The sequence below is a fragment of the Chromobacterium sp. W521 genome (assembly GCF_052805975.1).
Window position 1 is genome coordinate 328,643 of record NZ_JBRBAF010000004.1, and the last position, 18,537, is coordinate 347,179.

Below are 18,537 nucleotides of genomic sequence, written 5' to 3' on the forward strand. Positions count from 1 at the left end.
TTTAATGGAGGATATGACGGCAGTCTGCTTGCCGTTGGTATGTAAACCCTATCAATAGGAGGCTGCGTTGGCGTTGAGCGTGCCGGCTGCGATTGCCGCGCCGGATTTTCAGCTGCTGTTCGAACGGTCGCCAGGGCTGTACTTGGTGCTGGACACCGATTTCAACGTCGTCGCCGCCAGCGATATTTATCTGCAGACGACGCTGACCCGGCGCGAGTCCATCCTGGGGCGCAATCTGTTCGATATCTTTCCGGTCAATCCCGACGAACCGGAAGGCGAAGGCTCGCGCAATCTGCGCATTTCTTTGCAGCGTGTGCTGTCCACCGGGGTTGAGGACAGCATGGCGATGCAGAAATACGATATTCCCCGACCGGACGGGAGCTTCGAGGAGCGCTACTGGAGCCCGACCAATTGGCCGGTGAAGCGCGCCGACGGCAGCGTCAGCTGCATCATCCACAGCGTTCAGGATGTCAGCGAGTTTGTGCGCTTGCGCGGCGAGAGCGCGGTGCGGGATTTTTCCGTCGAATGGTTGAAGAATAATGCGGCGGTCTTAGAAGCCGAAATGGTGAATCAGCACGCGCTGATCGCTCGCGCCAATACCGACTTGAAGGAATCGAATAGCGAACTGGCCCGCTTGAATCAGCAAATGCGGGAGCTGGACCAGATGAAGACGCGATTTTTCGCCAATGTCAGTCATGAGCTGCGCACCCCGCTGACGCTGATTCTGGGGCAGGTCGAACGCTTCCTGTCCGGGCAAGCCGAGCCGGGGGAGGCGCCCAATCTATCCCTGATCCAGAGGCAGGCGCGCATGTTGTTGCAGCAGGTGAACGATTTGCTGGACGTGGCCAAGCTGGACGCGGGGGAGCTGAAGCTGCGTTATGTGCAGCTGGATCTGGCCGAGTTGGTGCGCCATGTAGCCTCTTATTTTGCTTCTCTGGCCAGCGACAGACGCATCGATTACCAAGTGGCCGCGCCGACAACGGCGCCGGCTCAGGTCGATGCGATCAAGTTGCAGCGGGTTTTGTTGAACCTGCTGTCCAATGCCTTCAAATTTACGCCGGACGGCGGTCATATTCAGATCGCGCTGGAACTGCAAGGCCGGCAAGCCGACATTCGGGTGCGTGACAATGGGCCGGGGGTGCCGGCCGAGATGCGCGACAAGGTTTTTGAGCGCTTCGTGCAAGTGGAGGACGGCGATTACGGCCGCCATGGCGGTACCGGGCTGGGCCTGGCCATCGTCAAGGAGTTTATCGAACTGCACCATGGCGAAGTGCGTTTGTCCGCGGCGGAGGGCGGCGGCGCCTTGTTCCAACTGAGCCTGCCCTTGGAGGCGCCGGCGGGAACGCCGGTGGTGTCGGAATACTTGCGGCTGGACGATCTGCTGGCCGGCGGCGCGGTGCCTTTGCCCGCGCCGCAACTGGGCGAGACCACGGCCTTGCCGGACAAGAACGGCCAAGCGCTGGTGCTGTTGGTGGAAGACAATCCCGATATGAGCGCCTTCATCGCCGGTGCGCTGGGCAAACATTATCGAGTCATGACGGCGCCGGAGGGCGGCCGCGGTTTGCAATTGGCCTTGAGCGAGCAGCCGGACTTGATCATTAGCGATCTGATGATGCCGGGCATGGGCGGCGAAGAGCTGGTGTCGGCGCTGCGCGGCAATCGACAGACCGAGGACATTCCAGTGGTGATGCTGTCAGCGAGGGCCGACGACTCGCTGCGGCTGCGGATGCTGCAGAACAGCGTGCAGGAGTTTTTGTTCAAGCCGTTTTCCGTGGCGGAGTTGCTGGCGCGGGTGGGGCGATTGATTGGAGAGCGGCGCCGCTCGGCGATGCGTCTGAAGCAAGCGTTGTACGCGGCGGAGCAGATTGCCTGGGAGGTGGATCTGGTCGATGGCGTCTTGCATGAGGAGGGGCCGGTGGGGCGTATTTTCGGGCGGGCCGAGGATTATCGCCATGACAGCCTGGACGCTTTGCTGGGGCAAATCCATCCGGAGGATCTGGATGAGCTGCGCCGGCGGTGGCTGGCTTTGCCGGCGGAGGCCGGAGAGAGCCTGCACGAATGCCAGTTTCGCGTCGCCACGCCGGAGCAGGGGCAGGTTTGGATGCAGGTGAGCGCCAGCCTGTGGCGAGACGAGCAGGGACGGCCTCGGCGCGCCATGGGTTTTGCCCGCGACGTATCCACCTTGAAGCGTTCGCAGCTAGATATCGAGTTTCTCGCCAAGCATGACAGCCTGACCCAGCTGCCCAACCGTGTGCAGTTGAATGAGCGGCTGCAATGGAGCTTGAGGAATCATCAGCGTTCGGGCCGGCGCTTGTATCTGTTGTTGGTGGATTTGGACGATTTTCGCCTTATCAACGACAACTTGGGGCATGAGGTGGGGGACCGCCTATTGCGCATCGTGGCCGAACGGCTGCGCGCTTGCGTGCGCGGGCACGACCTTTTGTTCCGCATCGGAGGCGACGAGTTCGTGGCTTTGGCCGAAAACGCCGCGGACGGCGACGCCGAGCACTTGGCCGAACAGATGCTGGCGGCGCTGGCGACGCCGTGCCAGGACGGGGATCACCGTTATTTTTTGTCCGCCAGCATCGGGGTTAGCTGCTGCCCCTGCGACGCCGACACGCCGGAGGGTTTGATGCGCGACGCCGATATGGCGATGTACCGCGCCAAGTACGCGGGCAAGAACGGCTATTGTTTCTTCTCCGAGGATATGGCCGACGGCGTGCGTCAGCGCCTGCAGATTGAAACCGGCCTGCGCCAGGCTCTGCAGCGGCAGGAGCTGAGGCTGGAGTACCAGCCGCAACTGACGCTGCGCAGCCAGGATATGTTGGGGGTGGAGGCCTTGTTGCGCTGGGAGTTGGATGGGAGCAAGCAATCGCCGGCCGAGTTCATCGCCATCGCCGAAAAAACCGGCCTGATCATCGATATCGACGAATACGTGTTCCGTAATGTCTGCAAGCAGGTCATGGCCTGGCGAGAGCAGGGGCTGCCGCCCTGGCGCGTCAGCGTTAATCTTTCAGCGCGCTTCTTTGGTTTGCCGGACGCCGTGTCGCGCTTGCGTTTGATCGCCGAGGAAAGCGGGGCGCCGCCGGAGCAGCTGTGTCTTGAGATTACCGAGGGCACCTTGATGGACGCGGACAGCGCGATGAAGGCGCTGCCTACGCTCAAACGCATGGGCTTTCACGTCAGCGTGGATGACTTTGGCACCGGATTTTCTTCATTGTCCTACCTCAAGCGGCTGCCTATCGATGAATTGAAGATAGACCGCAGCTTCATCATTAGGCTGGATAGCGACGAGCGCGACCTGGCGATGGTGGCGGCCATCGTGTCGATGGCGGAAAGCCTGGGCCTGCAAGTGCTGGCCGAAGGGGTGGAAACCGAGTCCCAGCACGCCTTGCTGTTGGCGCGCGGCTGCCATAGCGGTCAGGGCTACCTCTATTCGCGATCCTTACCGGCCGAGGAGCTGGTGGCCTGGTGGCGAAGCCGCTTCGAGTGATCAGGGGGCGGGCGGGTTAATGCCGGGTACCGCCTCGCCGGGCAGCCAGTGCCGGTACAGCGCGGCGAAGCTGCCGTCGCGCTTCATCTCGTCCAGCGCCTGCTGCCAGGCCTTGATCACCGCATCCGGCGTCTGGCGGGAAAAGGCGATATAGCCGTAGGTGTGGGAGAAGGTCAGCGCTTTGCGTACCTGAGAGGGGTCGAAGCCCTGTTGCCGCAGTTGGTGGGGCAGGGTGGTGTTTTCACTGACGATGACATCGGCGCGCTTGCGCATCAGCATGGTCAGTAGTTGATCCGGCGTGGCCACGGTGGCCAGATTGGAGAAGTTCTGCGCGCTCAGCAGCTGTTGCAGATACCAGTCCCGAACCACCATGATCTGCGGCAGTTTGCGGGCGTCGTCCAGCGTCTGCAGCTTGATCGGGCTGTCCCGCCGCACGAACAGGCAGCCCAGGGTTTCGGTAACCGGGCCCACCCACTTGAACATGCGTTCCCGTTCTGGGGTGCGGTTGGTGTTGAACAGCACGGTGTTCGGCTGCTGTTGAGCTTGGCGGTAGCCGCGCGCCCAAGGCACAACGGAGATGGGGTCATGGTTGCCGACGCGGCGCTGTATGCCTTGAACCACCTCCACCACCAGGCCGGAAGCCTTGCCGTCTTGCTCAAACGTCAGAGGCGGATCATCCTCGGTGAGGATATCCAGCGCGGGACCCGGCGCGGCCCGCGGTTGCGTGGCGGCAAGGCAGGTCAAAAGCAGAGCAAGCAGGCAGTGGCGGCGGGTCATGTCGATGGCGCTTTGTATTCTGGCTGTTCGCTTTGACTGTAGCGGCAATTTGCGCAGGGCTCAAATTTCGGTCTGGCCCGCGGTGCGAATATGGATATGCATAATCGATGGTTTGTTTTTTGCGCCTATTCGCTTAACCTTCGTTTCTGATACCGAAGATGCCATGCAGTTTGATAAGGAAATGCCGATGAACAAGCAATTGACGCTTTTGGCCTTGGCCCTGGCACCCACCCTGGCGCTGGCCGCTCGCCCGTTGACCGTGTGCACGGACGCTAATCCGGAGGGGTTCGACGTGGTGCAGTACAACTCCCTCGTCACCACCAATGCGTCGGCGGACGTGCTGATGAACCGCTTGGTCGAATACGATCCGGCTACTCGCAAAGTGACCCCGGGGCTGGCCGCAAGCTGGCAGATCAGCGAGGACGGCCTCAGCTATACCTTCAAGCTGCGTCCCAATGTCGCGTTTCACGCCACCGATTATTTCAAGCCTGGCCGCAAGCTGACGGCCGACGACGTAGTGTTCACCTTCGAACGCATGCTCAACCCCGCGCACCCTTGGTACAAGAGCGCGCCGAACGGTTATCCGCACGCGCAGTCGATGCAGTTTCCCAAGCTGATCAAGGCCGTGCAGAAGGTCGATGCCAATACCGTGCGTTTCGAGCTGAACTATCCGGAAGCCACCTTTCTGTCCAGCCTGACGATGGGTTTCGCATCGATCTACTCGGCTGAATACGCCGGGCAGTTGCTGGCGGCCGGTCGTCAGGCGGACTTGAACGCCAAGCCCATCGGTACCGGCCCTTTTGTCTTCCGTAGCTTCCAGAAGGACGCGGTGGTGCGCTACGCGCCAAACCCCGCTTATTGGGGCGCCAAACCCAAGGTCGGCGCGTTGATCTACGCCATCACTCCTGATTCGGCGGTGCGGGCGCAGAAATTGAAGGCGGGAGAGTGCCAGCTGGCCTTGTCGCCCAAGCCGCAGGATGTGTTGGCGGCCAAGGCCGATTCCAAGCTACAGGTGTTGCAGACCCCTGCTTTCATGACGGCCTTCATCGCCTTCAACAGCCAGAAAAAGCCGCTGAACAACCCCTTGGTGCGGCAAGCGCTCAACCTGGCTTTCGATAAGAGCAGCTACCTGAAAACGGTATTCGACAACACCGCCACCGCGGCGGACCTGCCTTATCCGCCCAATACGTGGAGTTATAACAAGGGCGTGAAACCCTATCCCTACGATACGGCGCGAGCCAAGAAGCTGTTGGCCCAGGCAGGCTATCCAGACGGTTTCGAAACCACGGTATGGGTGCGGCCCAGCGGCAGCACGCTGAACCCCAATCCCAAGGCCGGCGCCGAGCTGTTGCAGTCGGATCTGGCCAAGATCGGCGTTAAGGTGCAGATCAAGGTGATCGAGTGGGGGGAGCTGATCAAGCGCGCCAAAGCCGGAGAGCATGAGCTATTGTTCATGGGTTGGGCTGGCGACAATGGCGACCCGGACAACTTCCTGACACCGCAATTCTCCTGCTCGGCTGTGCAGTCCGGCACCAATTTCGCGCGTTTCTGCGACGCCAAGCTGGACAAGCTCATCAGCGACGGCAAGAAGAGCAGCGACTTCGCGCAGCGCGCCAAACTGTATCTGGCGGCGCAAAAGTTGATCCAGGAACAGGCCCTGTGGCTGCCGTTGGCGCATCCCACCGCTTACGCATTGGCAAGCAAGAGTTTGAGCGGCTATGCGGTTAGCCCGTTTGGGCGGGTGGACTTTGGGCGGGCGCAGTTGAATTGAGTCCGACGGACTGGCCGCTTGCGGCTGGTCCGTCAGGTTTTGTCAGCATCTGGCGCTAGACTCAGGGTAATGTTCGGATGCGAACTTATAAGTGAATATTTTCCCGTATCAACTAATTCAGCATCGTATTTTTGTTGAAATGTTGTTTTAGAGTATTTATTTTTTCGATTAGAAACTGTCTGCTTCCTAAGGGTGACATTGCTTGAGTGTGTGCTTGTTATCTTGAGAAGAAGCGCAGTGCGCCGAGAGCGAGTGGGCTGAGGGCTGGGGAGTCAAAGGCCGGTGCAAGCGATTATCTTGGCGATGGCGCTGTTTTTCGCATATCAGCGGCGATCTTGCCGCTATTTTCCCACGTTGCGCGGATGCCACGCCGGCCGCTAGACCACGATGGACGCGGCTGCGAAGACAGCCTGTCATGCAAAATGTTCCAAATCATTAGAACTAAGCAATTTAATAATAATTATTTTAATTTTTGCGACCTCTTTTTAAGTGTTATTGGGAAATAATCTTAAAAAGGACAGCGTTTTTTGGGTTGTCCCTAGTTGAAACTACTCACTGGCCTATTTAGCGTGCGCTCACCCTCGCTTATGGCAAAAGTTTCGCGTATCATCAAAGCTTGGTTGGGATAAACATGACATAAGAATATAATGCAAACTAGACGAACACAACAAAGTCGTAGGGAGTCCACCATTGGGAAACTGGTGGAAGCGGCCATCGAGTGTCTGCTGGAGTTTGGCTATCACGGTACCAGCGTGCAGTTGATCTGCAGCCGGGCCGGCGTCTCTCAGGGGGCCTTGTTCCGCCATTTCGCTACCAAGAACGAACTGATGCTGCCGGTGGGGCGCAAGGTAGTCGACGATATTTTCGAGGCCGGGCTCAAGCTGGCGGCGGAAATGCCCGGCACGATGCCGGAAGAGGAGAGAATCGTCGCGCTGATGAAGGCCTTGGTGCTGTCGCCGCGCCACATCGTGTTGATGGAACTGCTGATGGCGGCCCGAACCACCGCCGACCTGCGGGAAATCTTCCTGGCCAGCTCCAGCAACTACTTCCGTGATCGCTTCGTCGCGATGATGGCATCGCTGTTTCCGCGTTACGCGATCTCTACCGGCTTCTTCGCTACTTTGCTGACCATGATGACCACCTTCCACGGCATGGCCTTGTACCGTATGCTGAACGAGCATCCGGAAGGGGACAAAATGCGCGAACAGTGGTTGCTGACCGCCTTGCGCACCGAGCTGGAGCGCATCCGAGCGGAAGGCGCCGATAGCCGTAACCCTTTGTACCAGCTTCCGTTCTAAACCGCTTCGTTGCCGGCCGGGGGGAACTGCAGTTTGACGCGGAGCCCGCCCCCGGCGTTGCGGCTTAACTCCACCGCCGCTCCGTGCCGGTGGGCGATCTCCCTGACAATGGCCAAGCCAAGGCCGCTGCCGCTACTGGCTGCGCCGGCGATGCGATAAAAACGCAGCCATACCTTGTCTAGTTCCGTTTCTGCGATGCCGTGGCCGTTGTCGTCGACACGCAGCCACGGCGTCGGCAACGCGCCGGCCGCGATCGTGATTTGCGCATCCCTGTCCCTGGGGTGGTAGCGGATGGCGTTGTCCAGGAGGTTGGCCAGCAATTCCCGCAGCAGACCGGCGTTGCCGCGTATCCGCACCGTATCTTCTCCTTCGTAACCCAGATCCGCGCCTTGGCCGTGCGCCCAGGGCGCTTGCTCCAATGCCCAGTCCCTGACCCAGGCGGCCAGGTCCATGTCGTCCAGTTTGATGGATTGGCCGTTGTCCGGCTCTACCCGCGCCAGTTGCAATAGCTGATGCACGCCATGGCTGGCGCTGTCCAGCGAGGCGAGCAGTTTGTCCAGTTGCTGGCGCAATGAGGGTTCGAGCGCCTGGCGACGCGCCAACTCCGCTTGAGTCCGCATCACCGCCAGCGGCGTTTTCAGCTGATGGACGGCGTCGTCGATGAAGCGGCGGCGCGCCGCCTGCAATTTGTGCCAGCGCACGCCTTGCTGGTTCAGGGCATCCACCAAGGGCGTCAACTCGGTGGGTAGCTCGCGGCTGGGCAGGGGACTGAGATCGGTTTCCTTGCGGGCCACCACATTACGGGACAGACGACGCAAAGGGCGCAGGCTGTGGCCAACCGCCAGCAGCACGATGGCGAGCATGAGGATGCCGAGCAGTGTTTCCTGCGCCAGGGATCCGATGAGCAAGGTGCGCGCCAGTTGCTCCCGGGATTCCGGCGTTTCCGCCACTTGTATCCACACGTCCTGGCTGCGCAGCGTGCTCATGTCGCGCACCGATACCCGTAAGGTCAGCAGGCGCAGCGTTTCGCCGTGGTAGGTGATGTCCATGTAATCGGGCTGGTAGCGGATGGACTCGCGCCGGTTCGGCGGCGGCAGCGGCAAGTCGTCGTAACCTGTGAGCAACGCGCCGTCCGCGCGGCTGACGCGGTAGAAGACCTTGCCGGAAGCGTTGGACTCGAACATTTGCAAAGCGAAATAGGGGATGTCCACGCTGACGGCGCCGTCATGGGCGGCGACGCCGTCGGCGATGGCGCGGCCTGAGCTGAGCAGCATGCGGTCGAAGGCGGTATTGGCCGCCTGCAAGGCGCGGTTGTAAGTCATCCAGCCGTCCAGCGCCAGCATCAGCAGCAGCGGAACGGACAGCCCGAGCAGCAATTGCTTGCGCAAGCTGGCGGGTTTGAGACGGGAAAGGGCGGTTCGCATTTACGGAGTGGTCAACAGATAGCCCAGCCCGCGCAGGGTCAAGATGGAAACCGGCTGGCCGGCGAGTTTCTTGCGCAGGCGGTGCACATAGATTTCTATGGCTTCGGCGCTGCCGGTTTCATCCAGGCCGAAAATCTTTTCCGACAGCTGGTTCTTGCCGATGGCCTTGCCGCCTTGCAACATCAACACTTCCAGCACCGCGTGTTCACGCGGCGTCAGATGCAGCGCGTCGCCGTTCAGCTGAAACTGGCGTCCGACGCTGTCGTAGCTAAGGGGGCCTAATTCCAGCAGAGGGCTCTCTCTGCCGTGGCTGCGGCGGATCAGCGCGCGCACCCGCGCCTCCAGTTCGTTGAGATCGAAGGGCTTGGCCAGATAGTCGTCGGCCCCCAGGTCCAGCCCGCGCACCCGCTCCTCCACCGAGCCGTGCGCGGTCAGTATCAGCACCGGCAGCGTTTGCTTGCGGCCGCGCAGCCGGCGCAGCACTTCCCAGCCGTTGAGTTTGGGCAGGTCCAAGTCAAGGATGGCCAGCGCGTAGTCCTGGGTGCGGAGCACATGATCGGCGTCGCTGCCGTTGAGCATGCAGTCCACGGCGAAGCCGGCCTGGCGCAAGGCCTGGGCCAGCGATTCGGACAAGGCTGGATTGTCTTCGACTAAGAGCAAGCGCATGGTGTGGGTCACTGAAAGCGGATTGAAAGCTTTACTCTAATATCATGGCTGGGGAAGCGAAGCCAATAGAGCTGCGCGATTCGAAAGATGTCGCGAACATCTTCATCTACCTAGGAGCAACACCATGAATAGAGTCAGAAGCCTGTCCGCGCTGTGCTGTGCGCTGGGTTCCGCCGCCGCTTGGGCGGCGCTGCCAGCCGGTTATCCCGCCGCTTACCAGAATTTGGTGGACGCCGCCGTCAAGGAGGGCAAGGTGGTGGTGTACTCAGCCACGGACAGTGCCGCGGCGAGGCCCTTGATCAAGGATTTCCAAGCCTTGTATCCCGGCGTCAAAGTGGAATATCACGATATGAACAGCACCGAGATCTACAACCGCTTCATCAGCGAGAACGCGGCCAATAGCGCCAGCGCCGATGTGGTGTGGAGCTCGGCGATGGATTTGCAGGTGAAGTTCGTCAATGATGGCTACGCCGCCAGCTACGCCTCGCCGGAGGCGGCCAATATACCGACCTGGGCGCATTATCAACAGCAAGCCTACGGCACCACCTACGAGCCGGTGGCCATTGTCTACAACAAGCGTTTGCTGAAGCCGGAGGAAATCCCGCAGACCCGCGCCGACCTGGTGCGCATCCTCAAGGCGAACCCGGCCCGTTTCAAAGGCAAGGTCACGACTTACGATGTGGAAAAGTCCGGCGTCGGCTTCAATTTTCTGACTCAGGACGTGCGCCATAACGCCAACGGGGCCTGGGAGTTGGCGCGTACGCTGGGCGCCACGGGGGTCAAACTGCAAACCTCCACCGGCGCGATGATGGAGCGGATCTCCTCGGGCGAGAACCTGATCGGCTACAACATCCTTGGCTCCTACGCTTACGCCAAGGCGAAAAAAGACCCGGCCATCGGCTACGTTTATCCCAAGGATTACACCCAAGTGGTCAGCCGCTTGGCCATCATTTCCAAGAAGGCGCGCAATCCGGGCGCAGCGCGGCTGTGGCTGGATTATTTGCTGTCCAAGCGCGGCCAAAGCGTGTTGGCCAATCAGTCCGAGCTGTTCTCGCTGCGCAGCGACGTGAGCGGCGCGGCTTCCATCGCTGCCTTGAACCAGCAATTGGGCGGCAGCGCCAAACCTATCCAGGTGGGCACCGGCCTGTTGGTCTATCTGGACCAGGCCAAGCGGCTGGACTTCATGCGCAGCTGGCAGCAAGCGCTGAAGAAGTAGCGTGTCCTCGGCCGCAGCGGCCGACATTTCCAATGACAGAATCAGCCGTCCGCCGCGCGCGGACGGCGCAGAGGCCTGCGCGCAGGTCTGGGAGCAAGCATGAACTCTTCCATTAATCCGGCAGTCCCCGTTGAGACGGCCAAGGCCGCCGTCCACGGCGGCTGGCCACGCGGGAGCGCCGCCGGCCGTTGGCTGGTCTTGGGCGTGCTGGCCCTGCTGGTATTGGCCCCGCTATCGTTGGTGGTCTACCAAAGCCTGCTGGATCAGCCCTTTTTCATGGCGGACAAGAATGTGGGGCTGGTCGCCTATCGCTTTGTGTTCACCGATCCCGATTTCTGGTCCGCGCTCGGCAATTCGCTGGTGATCGCCGCCGGCATGGCGCTGATCGCCATTCCGCTGGGCGGGGTGCTGGCGTTTTTGATGGCGCGCACCGACTTGCCCGGGCGGCGTTGGCTGGAGCCCTTGCTGCTGACGCCGGTGTTCGTGTCGCCCATGGTGCTGGCCTTCGGTTATGTGGTGGCGGCCGGGCCGGTGGGTTTTTATTCTTTATGGTTCAAGCAGTGGTTCGGCGTGGAAGAGGTGCCGTGGAACATCTATTCCCTGCTGAGTATCGCGGTAGTGGCGGGGCTGACTCATGTGCCGCATGTCTATCTGTACGCGTCGGCGGCCTTGCGCAATCTGGGCTCGGACGTGGAAGAGGCCGCGCGCGTGGCCGGCGCCAGTCCCTTCCGCGTGGCGCGGGACGTCAGCCTGCCGATGGTGATGCCCTCCATGCTGTTTGCCGGCGTACTGGTGGTGTTTCTCGGTTTCGAGGTATTCGGCCTGCCGCTGGTGCTGGGCGATCCGGAAGGGCATCTGGTGCTGGCCACTTATCTGTACAAGCTGACCAATAAACTCGGCGTGCCGTCCTATCACCTGATGGCCGCGGTGGCGGTGTGTCTGATCGCCATTACTTTCCCGCTGGTCCTGTTGCAGCGCCGATTGTTGCGCAGCGCTCAGCGTTTCGTCGCGCTCAAGGGCAAGGCCGGCCGCCAGCATCCGCTATCGCTGGGGCCTTGGCGTTATCTGGCGCTGGCCATCGTGCTGTTGTGGCTGTTTCTCACCGTGGTGGTGCCGATTTCCGGCATTGCGTTGCGCTCCGTGGTCAGTCACTGGGGCGAGGGCGTGTCCTTGCTGGAGACCTTGACGCTGGATCATTACGCGCTGGTGTTCGAGGAAGACAACATCGTCCGCGCCATCGTCAACACGCTGGGCGTCGGCGTGATCGGCGGCGCGCTGGCGGTGGGCTTCTACACCCTGGTCGGTTTCGCGGGTCATCGCCGCCACGATTGGGGGGCGCGCTTGCTGGATTACCTGGTGCTGTTGCCTCGCGCGGTGCCGGGCATCCTGGCCGGCTTGGCCTTTCTGTGGGTGTTCTTGTTTGTGCCCGGCCTACAAGGCGCGAAGAACAGCATGCTGTCGATCTGGCTGGCCTACACCGTGGTCTGGCTGGCCTATGGCATGCGCTTGGTGCAGAGCGCCTTGCTGCAAGTAGGGCCGGAGCTGGAAGAAGCCGCTCGCACCGCCGGGGCCAGTCAGCGGCGGACCAGTCTGGACGTGACCTTGCCTTTGATCCGTTTTGGTCTGCTGTCCAGTTGGCTGCTGATCTTCATGATTTTCGAGCGGGAGTATTCGACCGCGGTGTATTTGCTGTCGCCGGGCACCGAGGTGATCGGTTCCCTGCTGGTGTCCCTGTGGGCCACCGGCGCGGTGGACCAAGTGGCGGCTCTGTCTGTGATCAATATTTTGATGGTGGGCGCCGGCTTGGCGCTGGCCTTGCGTCTGGGAGTGAAACTGCATGACTAAGCTGAGCGTGCGCGATCTGCATCTGAATTACGATCAGAATCCAATCTTGAAGGGTGTTTCCTTTGATCTGGCCGCCGGCCAGGTGGTGTCCTTGCTTGGCGCTTCCGGCAGCGGCAAGACCACTTTGCTGCGCGCTATCGCCGGGCTGGAGCAGCCGTCGGCAGGTCAAATCCTGCTGGACGGCAGGCCTTTGTATGACGCGTCCGTCGGTTGTAATCTGGCGGTGGAGCAGCGTTCCCTCGGCCTGGTGTTCCAGTCTTACGCCTTGTGGCCGCATCGCACCGTGGCGCAGAACGTCGGCTATGGTTTGAAATTGCGCCAGACTTCGACAGCAGAGATCGCCGCAAGGGTGAGGCAGATTCTGGACAAGCTGGGGCTAGGGCATTTGGCGGAGCGCTATCCGCATCAATTGTCCGGCGGCCAGCAGCAGCGCGTGGCTATCGCCCGGGCGCTGATTTACAACCCGCCGGTGATCCTGCTGGACGAGCCGCTGTCCAATCTGGATGCCAAGCTGCGCGAAGAGGCGCGCGCGTGGTTGCGCGAACTGATCGTGTCGATGAACTTGTCCGCCTTGTGCGTCACCCACGATCAGGGTGAGGCGATGGCGATGTCGGACCAGATTTTGTTGTTGAAGAACGGTCGCATCGAACAGGCAGGCAGTCCTACCGAGCTGTATTCCGCGCCGGCTTCCCTTTATACCGCGCAATTCATGGGCGCCAACAATACGCTGCAGGCCAAGGTGGCTGCTCGGGACGGCGCCAGCGTCACCTTGCAGGGCGAGGGCTGGCAACTTCGCGCCACTGCGAGGCAGGCATTGCAGGTGGGGCAGCAGGCTGAGGCGGTGATCCGTTTGGAACGGTTGCGCGTGCAAGATGAGCCGGGCGGCAACAGCCTGCCGGCCCACTTGATCGCGTCGATGTATTTGGGCGACCGCTGGGAATACCTGTTGCAGCATGGAGATCTGCGCTTGCGCGCCTTTGGTCAGCAAGCCAAGCCCAAGGGCGAGTGCTGGGTGGAATTCGGGCTGGAGGATACTTGGGCGTTCGAGGCGGCGCCGGCCTGATTCGACGCGTAGCAGGGCCATCACAGGGCGAGCGTGCAGCTTGCCCTTTTTTCTTGGAGGTGTGGAGGAGACTGACTGCTGCTAGAGACTATCGTCTATAGCTATCGCAGGAATGGCTGTGAGCCGGAAAGAGGGCTCCGGCAATGAAAAAGGCCCGCTTGCGCGGGCCTTTTTCTCATTCATGTTCGTAGGTTCTTGCGTCGAACCGACAAATTAGAATGCGTGGATCATGTTCACGCCGAAGGCCTTCAGGTCTTTATTGGCGTTGTCCAGGCCGCCTTTAACGTCGATCTGACCGTATTGCGCGCCGAAGGTGGTGCGCTTGGAGATCGCGTAGTCAACGCCCAGTACGTACTGGCTGTATTGCGAGTCGTTCAGTTTTACGCCGCTAACTTCAATCTTGTCGCCGTGAGCGTAAGTGAATTTCGGGGTGAATGCGCCGATGGTATAGGCAGCGGTCAAAGCGTATTCACGGGTTTTCACTTTACCGTTGGCATCGATAACGCTAGAAGCCGGGTAGTTGGCGCCGTTGATGATTTGGTTAGCCCAAGTGCTGCCTACGATATCCAAACCACCTTTTTGCTGTTGGTAGCCGAAGGCAACCAGCAGGTTGTTGGCGTTGTAGCCAACTTCCAGGCGATGCTTATCGTTGGAGGTCGGATTAACGAAGGAACCCAGAGAGACCTGACCAGCGCCAGCCTTGTCGGATACGATGGCTTTGCCGGTCGTCGTGTCAACAATTACATTGGCGGCCGATTGAGCTTTGCTCTCGTGGATGTAAGCATACTTACCGAAGAAGCCGCTGTTTTCGTAGCCCAGGCCAACGATAGTGGTTTCACGAGCTTGGGTGTTCTTGCTCTTGTCTTCCTTGGTGCCGTATTGCAGAGCGGCGCTGAAGCCAGCGATGCTCGGCAGGTCGTAGCGCACGGAGTTCTTCAGACGGCTGCCATCGCGGGTGAAAATACCCAGGCCCAGCGCGTCGCTGCCGTATTCCCAGCTGTCAACGATGCCCATGTCGCTGTCCAGGAAGTTGGACACGTTACCCAGACGCAGGGTGCCCAGATCGCTCTGCAGACCTACGAAAGAGTTACGGCTAGCGAAAGTGCCGCTGCTGGAACCAGTACGGGATTGGCCATCAATGCCAAAACCGGTTTCAACTTGCCAGATAGCCTTCAGACCGTTGCCCAGGTCTTCTTTGCCTTTGAAGCCGATACGGGAACCCAGGTCGTCGATGTTGGTTTGCTTGGTGGAACCATTGTCAACGTATTCAACGCCGCCTTTGATTTTGCCGTAGATGGTCACGTCAGCGAAAGCTGCAGCCGGCAGAGTAGCTACCAGCAGGGCGATCAGACTCTTTTTCATGGTCAAGTCATCCTTTTATATGGGTTTAGGAATGTGAGCAAATGCTATTGGCTAAGTTGTGTAAATGCAACTTTTAGGTAAATACGGTGTTGCAAATCAACAACCAATTGTTGCTTTGTATGTGTGGTTTTACATGGAAATGTCTTGCTAAGCCAATGAAGTAAATGGATAAATCATGAAAATGGCTCATTGCGTGCAAGTGTTGTAAAAATGCACTTGTCGGCGGAAAGCCTTATGCCAAAGGGTTATCGGCGGTGAGGGGAAGAAATAGAATGATTCGGGGTGGTGAAAAAAAATAAGCCCGCGAGGAGCGGGCTCAAAAATCAACGTGACTTGAAGAGAATTCACGATGCCGCAAGACGCACATCGGAACGAATTCACAATCGAATCATAATAGAAAGCGATGTCTATGTAAATAGCTTGAAAAGAGATGGCGCACTTGTATATATGCTATTGGCTGTGAGTGCTAACTTGTTGTTTGTAAAATATGTTTTGTTTTATTTTGTCTGTTTTGAAGTTGTATGAGGTTTGCAGTCTGTTCTTGCGTCCGCATAGATTGTTTGGTTTGGCGGTGTTAGGTTTCGCTTCTTTTGTTGGTCTTGGTTCCCGGTTAAGGTGGGTGGGTGGCATGGGCGAACGGTATGCCACTTACCCTGATAGAAGGAAGGACCGACAAGATGAAGCTGGAAACCCTGGCAGTGCATGCCGGCTATGCGCCGGATCCGACAACCAAGGCGGTGGCGGTGCCCTTGTACCAAACCACCAGCTACGCATTCGACAGCACTCAGCACGGTGCGGATCTGTTTGATCTCAAAGTGCAGGGCAATATCTATACCCGCATCATGAACCCGACCACCGACGTGCTGGAAAAGCGGGTGGCTGCGCTGGAGGGCGGGATTGGCGCGCTGGCGGTGGCTTCCGGCATGGCGGCGATCACGTACGCGATACAAACTGTTGCCGAGGCCGGCGACAACATCATCGCGACCAGCACCCTGTATGGTGGCACTTATAATTTATTCGCCCACACGCTGCCGCAGCTGGGCATCGAGGTGCGCTTTGTCAGTCACCGTCATCCGGAGCAAATAGGAGAAAAGGCGGATGCGCGCACCAAGGCGGTGTTTTGCGAATCCATTGGTAACCCGCTGGGCAATGTAGTCGACTTCGCCGCTTTCGCCGAGCAAGCGCATCGCCATGGTCTGCCCTTGATCGTCGACAACACGGTGCCGTCGCCATATCTATGCCGACCGTTCGAGCACGGCGCCGATATCGTGGTGCACAGCCTGACCAAATATCTGGGTGGACACGGCAACAGCATAGGCGGCGCTATTGTCGATAGCGGCCGTTTCCACTGGGCCGAGCATGCCGAGCGCTTCGCGCGCTTGAACACGCCGGACGTCAGCTATCACGGTGTCAACTATGTGGAAGCGCTGGGGGCGGCGGCCTATATCGCGCGGGCGCGGGTGGTGCCCTTGCGCAATATGGGAGCGGCGCTGGCGCCGTTCAACGCCTTTCTGATTTTGCAAGGCATAGAGACACTGGCGTTGCGCATGGACCGAATCTGCGCCAACGCGCAGCAAGTGGCCGAGCATCTGCGAGCTCATCCTGCGGTGGAGTGGGTTGAATACGCCGGGCTGGAAGATCACCCGGACCACCACCTTGCCCAGCGTTACTTCGGCGGCCGGGCTTCCGGTGTGCTGTCCTTCGGCATCCGAGGCGGCGCGGCGGCAGGCGGGCGCTTCATCGACGCTTTGCAACTGGTGACCCGGCTGGTGAATATCGGCGACGCCAAATCGCTGGCCTGCCACCCGGCCACCACCACTCATCGCCAGTTGTCGGCTGATGAGCAATTGCGCGCCGGGGTGCGGCCGGAAATGGTGCGTTTGTCGATAGGCATCGAACATATCGACGACATTCTGGCCGACATCGACCAGGCGCTGACTGCTGCGGCGAGGTAACGCTTGTTTGCGGATGTGTGAGGCAAGATGGAGGGCCGAAGAGGGGGGGGGCAAGCCGCGGTTGATCGCGAAGACACTATATATATAGATGGATTCAGCCGCGGTGCAGCACTTGCGGATTCATGCCGTTGGGCAGGTGGTGATGCCATTTGCCGTCGAGAAAGCTTTGAATCACATGCTGGACCTTGCCGTGCAGGGTCCAGCCGGCGTCTCGGGCGATGGCGGCCGCGGATAGCGGTTTGCCATCGGCTTGCGGCACCGGAGCAAGGTATTCCAACGGATGGTTCGCCAGCATGGGGTGTTCGATCTCCTCGCGCGACAGCAAGGTCAGTTGATGGTGCAGCGGGTCGCGCGCGATACGTTGATAGAGCGCATCGATGTTTTCTTCAGGGCCTTCCAGTATTTGCAGAAAGTCGTCGTTCAGCATCAGCAGCACGCTGGCGATGCCCTGGCTTTGGTTGTAGTCGCGAAAATGGCGGATGCGCTTATGCATGGTTTCGGCTGAAACCGGGTGGTGGGCTGCGCTGCTATAGATCAGGCGGATCATGTGCGCTCCTGCCGCGTGGCGATTGCTCTGGTTTCAGTATAGAGGTTTAGAACGTGTTTACGATCTCGCGAGCTAAGGCTAGGCAAGGCGAAAACGGCTGAGAAAGCCGAATGTACGCGTGGCACATGAGCATTTTGAGCTTGTTTTTAACGCCGTATCGCCGACGCGCAGCAGACTTTGAACAGGTTTTTAGAGCCGAGCCAGCTTGAGCCAGCCCAATACGCAGGCAAACGCCACGGCGGCGTGGAGCCAGGCTCGGCGGCGGAACCATCGCGCGCTTTGCTCCGGCGACAAGGTGGTGATGATGAGTGGCCCGCTTTGCTCATCGCCGCTCAGCAGCAAGGAGGCCGGCTGTCGCGCCAGTTCCTGCTGCAGGGCGATGACTTCGCGTTGCGCCGCCGCGCGCGCCAGCGACCACTCCTGTTCGCTGAGTTGGCCGTCTCCGTCCAGGTCGAAGCGGCGCAACAGGTCTTCCTTGTCGTTTTTCCATTCCGCCAGTTTGGCGCCGATGTCCAGGCGCAAGTCCAGAGCGGTGGCGCGAGAATCCAGGCGTCGCAACTGGCCGCGGACATAGATGGCCTCGTCTTCATCTATCCATTCCTCTATCAGCAGCATGCCATCTTCGTGCCAGCGGCGCCGGTGGCGGGCGACCACTTGCGCGGCGCCGGGGAGGATGGTGGCTTCCGCGTCGCCGTCTACTAGCAGGAAGCTGTCGTCGCTGCTGATTTCCGGCGGGTTGGCACTGGTCGCCATTCGGTTGGAGCGTTGTAAGGCCCAGGCCAGCCAGTCATCCCAGTCCAGCTTGCGGCGCTCGTCTACGCGCCAGCAGCGATACCAGGCGCAGCGCCGGCCGCTTAAGGGGCTGTAGTTGGGCGCGCCGGGATGGCAGCGGGCCCGGCCGCATAATTCGACCTGACCCAACGCCGCGCTGCCCAGCCTGGAGGTGGGCGTGTCCGCCACCTGGCGATAATGGCGGTAGTTCATGCGCCAGCTTATCAGCCCGACGATGGCCGCGATCAGCAGGCCGTGGCGGGCTTCTCCGCCAAGGAGCCATATGGCTGCGGCCAGCAGATACAGGGTCAGCCCCAGGACTTGCAGCACAGAGGGGAGCGCCGGCATG

At 60.1% G+C, this 18,537-nt stretch carries 13 protein-coding genes; 7 read left to right on the plus strand and 6 right to left on the minus strand.

Annotated elements, in window-relative coordinates; all coding sequences use genetic code 11:
- Positions 1 to 67 precede the first annotated feature (67 nt).
- Complete coding sequence (locus ACUXV1_RS08125; RefSeq protein ID WP_446014888.1) at positions 68 to 3,493, plus strand: EAL domain-containing protein; 3,426 nt, start codon at positions 68 to 70, stop codon at positions 3,491 to 3,493.
- Here the strand turns inward: ACUXV1_RS08125 and ACUXV1_RS08130 are convergent, their stop codons facing one another.
- Positions 3,494 to 4,270 carry a substrate-binding periplasmic protein gene (locus ACUXV1_RS08130; protein ID WP_043635892.1) on the minus strand — a complete coding sequence of 259 codons (777 nt, stop codon included), beginning with the start codon at positions 4,268 to 4,270 and terminating at the stop codon, positions 3,494 to 3,496.
- A 187-nt stretch (positions 4,271 to 4,457) separates the two neighbouring features.
- Between ACUXV1_RS08130 and ACUXV1_RS08135 the strand changes: the two genes are divergently transcribed.
- Both ACUXV1_RS08135 and ACUXV1_RS08140 read left to right on the plus strand, forming a co-directional pair.
- Positions 4,458 to 6,041: an ABC transporter substrate-binding protein gene (locus ACUXV1_RS08135; RefSeq protein ID WP_043635889.1), complete on the plus strand. Its 1,584-nt coding sequence runs from the start codon at positions 4,458 to 4,460 to the stop codon at positions 6,039 to 6,041.
- Positions 6,042 to 6,688: 647 nt separating this feature from the next.
- Positions 6,689 to 7,339 (plus strand): TetR/AcrR family transcriptional regulator, encoded by a 651-nt coding sequence (locus ACUXV1_RS08140; protein ID WP_081546138.1) that lies wholly within the window; start codon positions 6,689 to 6,691, stop codon positions 7,337 to 7,339.
- On the opposite strand, the gene ACUXV1_RS08145 is transcribed toward ACUXV1_RS08140, so the two are convergent.
- Complete coding sequence (locus tag ACUXV1_RS08145) at positions 7,336 to 8,763, minus strand: sensor histidine kinase N-terminal domain-containing protein (protein WP_446014891.1); 1,428 nt, start codon at positions 8,761 to 8,763, stop codon at positions 7,336 to 7,338. The two genes, ACUXV1_RS08140 and ACUXV1_RS08145, sit on opposite strands and share 4 nt — an antisense overlap.
- Positions 8,764 to 9,429, minus strand: a complete 666-nt coding sequence (locus ACUXV1_RS08150; protein ID WP_446014892.1) for a response regulator — start codon at positions 9,427 to 9,429, stop codon at positions 8,764 to 8,766.
- Between the two features lie 124 nt (positions 9,430 to 9,553).
- Here ACUXV1_RS08150 and ACUXV1_RS08155 point away from each other — a divergent pair, with 124 nt between their 5' ends.
- The 3 genes from ACUXV1_RS08155 to ACUXV1_RS08165 all read left to right on the plus strand — a co-directional run bounded on the left by ACUXV1_RS08155 (position 9,554) and on the right by ACUXV1_RS08165 (position 13,553).
- The gene (locus ACUXV1_RS08155; RefSeq protein WP_081554252.1) at positions 9,554 to 10,645 is read left to right on the plus strand and encodes an ABC transporter substrate-binding protein; all 1,092 of its coding nucleotides are present in this window, start codon (positions 9,554 to 9,556) and stop codon (positions 10,643 to 10,645) included.
- A gap of 99 nt (positions 10,646 to 10,744) precedes the next feature.
- Entirely contained in the window at positions 10,745 to 12,490 is a 1,746-nt protein-coding gene (locus tag ACUXV1_RS08160; RefSeq protein WP_114153798.1) for an ABC transporter permease, read from the plus strand.
- Positions 12,483 to 13,553: an ABC transporter ATP-binding protein gene (locus tag ACUXV1_RS08165; RefSeq protein ID WP_446014894.1), complete on the plus strand. Its 1,071-nt coding sequence runs from the start codon at positions 12,483 to 12,485 to the stop codon at positions 13,551 to 13,553. The genes ACUXV1_RS08160 and ACUXV1_RS08165 overlap by 8 nt, the downstream gene beginning before the upstream one ends.
- A 213-nt stretch (positions 13,554 to 13,766) precedes the next feature.
- Here ACUXV1_RS08165 and ACUXV1_RS08170 read toward each other — a convergent pair whose 3' ends face one another.
- Positions 13,767 to 14,915 (minus strand): porin, encoded by a 1,149-nt coding sequence (locus ACUXV1_RS08170; protein ID WP_052370446.1) that lies wholly within the window; start codon positions 14,913 to 14,915, stop codon positions 13,767 to 13,769.
- Positions 14,916 to 15,592: 677 nt separating this feature from the next.
- Here ACUXV1_RS08170 and ACUXV1_RS08175 point away from each other — a divergent pair.
- Complete coding sequence (locus tag ACUXV1_RS08175) at positions 15,593 to 16,870, plus strand: O-acetylhomoserine aminocarboxypropyltransferase/cysteine synthase family protein (protein ID WP_446014926.1); 1,278 nt, start codon at positions 15,593 to 15,595, stop codon at positions 16,868 to 16,870.
- 94 nt (positions 16,871 to 16,964) lie between these two features.
- Here ACUXV1_RS08175 and ACUXV1_RS08180 read toward each other — a convergent pair whose 3' ends face one another.
- Both ACUXV1_RS08180 and ACUXV1_RS08185 read right to left on the minus strand, forming a co-directional pair.
- A complete protein-coding gene (locus tag ACUXV1_RS08180; RefSeq protein ID WP_043635871.1) occupies positions 16,965 to 17,417 on the minus strand; it encodes a BLUF domain-containing protein in 453 nt (150 codons plus the stop codon).
- Positions 17,418 to 17,606: 189 nt separating this feature from the next.
- The gene (locus ACUXV1_RS08185) at positions 17,607 to 18,536 is read right to left on the minus strand and encodes a hypothetical protein (RefSeq protein ID WP_446014895.1); all 930 of its coding nucleotides are present in this window, start codon (positions 18,534 to 18,536) and stop codon (positions 17,607 to 17,609) included.
- Position 18,537: the final 1 nt, after the last annotated feature.

Coding starts and splice junctions, on each gene's coding strand:
- ACUXV1_RS08130 (WP_043635892.1), bottom strand. CDS start 4,270: ATGACCCGCCGCCACTGCCTGCTTGCTCTGCTTTTGACCTGCCTTGCC.
- ACUXV1_RS08135 (WP_043635889.1), top strand. CDS start 4,458: ATGAACAAGCAATTGACGCTTTTGGCCTTGGCCCTGGCACCCACCCTG.
- ACUXV1_RS08140 (WP_081546138.1), top strand. CDS start 6,689: ATGCAAACTAGACGAACACAACAAAGTCGTAGGGAGTCCACCATTGGG.
- ACUXV1_RS08145 (WP_446014891.1), bottom strand. CDS start 8,763: ATGCGAACCGCCCTTTCCCGTCTCAAACCCGCCAGCTTGCGCAAGCAA.
- ACUXV1_RS08150 (WP_446014892.1), bottom strand. CDS start 9,429: ATGCGCTTGCTCTTAGTCGAAGACAATCCAGCCTTGTCCGAATCGCTG.
- ACUXV1_RS08155 (WP_081554252.1), top strand. CDS start 9,554: ATGAATAGAGTCAGAAGCCTGTCCGCGCTGTGCTGTGCGCTGGGTTCC.
- ACUXV1_RS08160 (WP_114153798.1), top strand. CDS start 10,745: ATGAACTCTTCCATTAATCCGGCAGTCCCCGTTGAGACGGCCAAGGCC.
- ACUXV1_RS08165 (WP_446014894.1), top strand. CDS start 12,483: ATGACTAAGCTGAGCGTGCGCGATCTGCATCTGAATTACGATCAGAAT.
- ACUXV1_RS08170 (WP_052370446.1), bottom strand. CDS start 14,915: ATGAAAAAGAGTCTGATCGCCCTGCTGGTAGCTACTCTGCCGGCTGCA.
- ACUXV1_RS08175 (WP_446014926.1), top strand. CDS start 15,593: ATGAAGCTGGAAACCCTGGCAGTGCATGCCGGCTATGCGCCGGATCCG.
- ACUXV1_RS08180 (WP_043635871.1), bottom strand. CDS start 17,417: ATGATCCGCCTGATCTATAGCAGCGCAGCCCACCACCCGGTTTCAGCC.
- ACUXV1_RS08185 (WP_446014895.1), bottom strand. CDS start 18,536: ATGCCGGCGCTCCCCTCTGTGCTGCAAGTCCTGGGGCTGACCCTGTAT.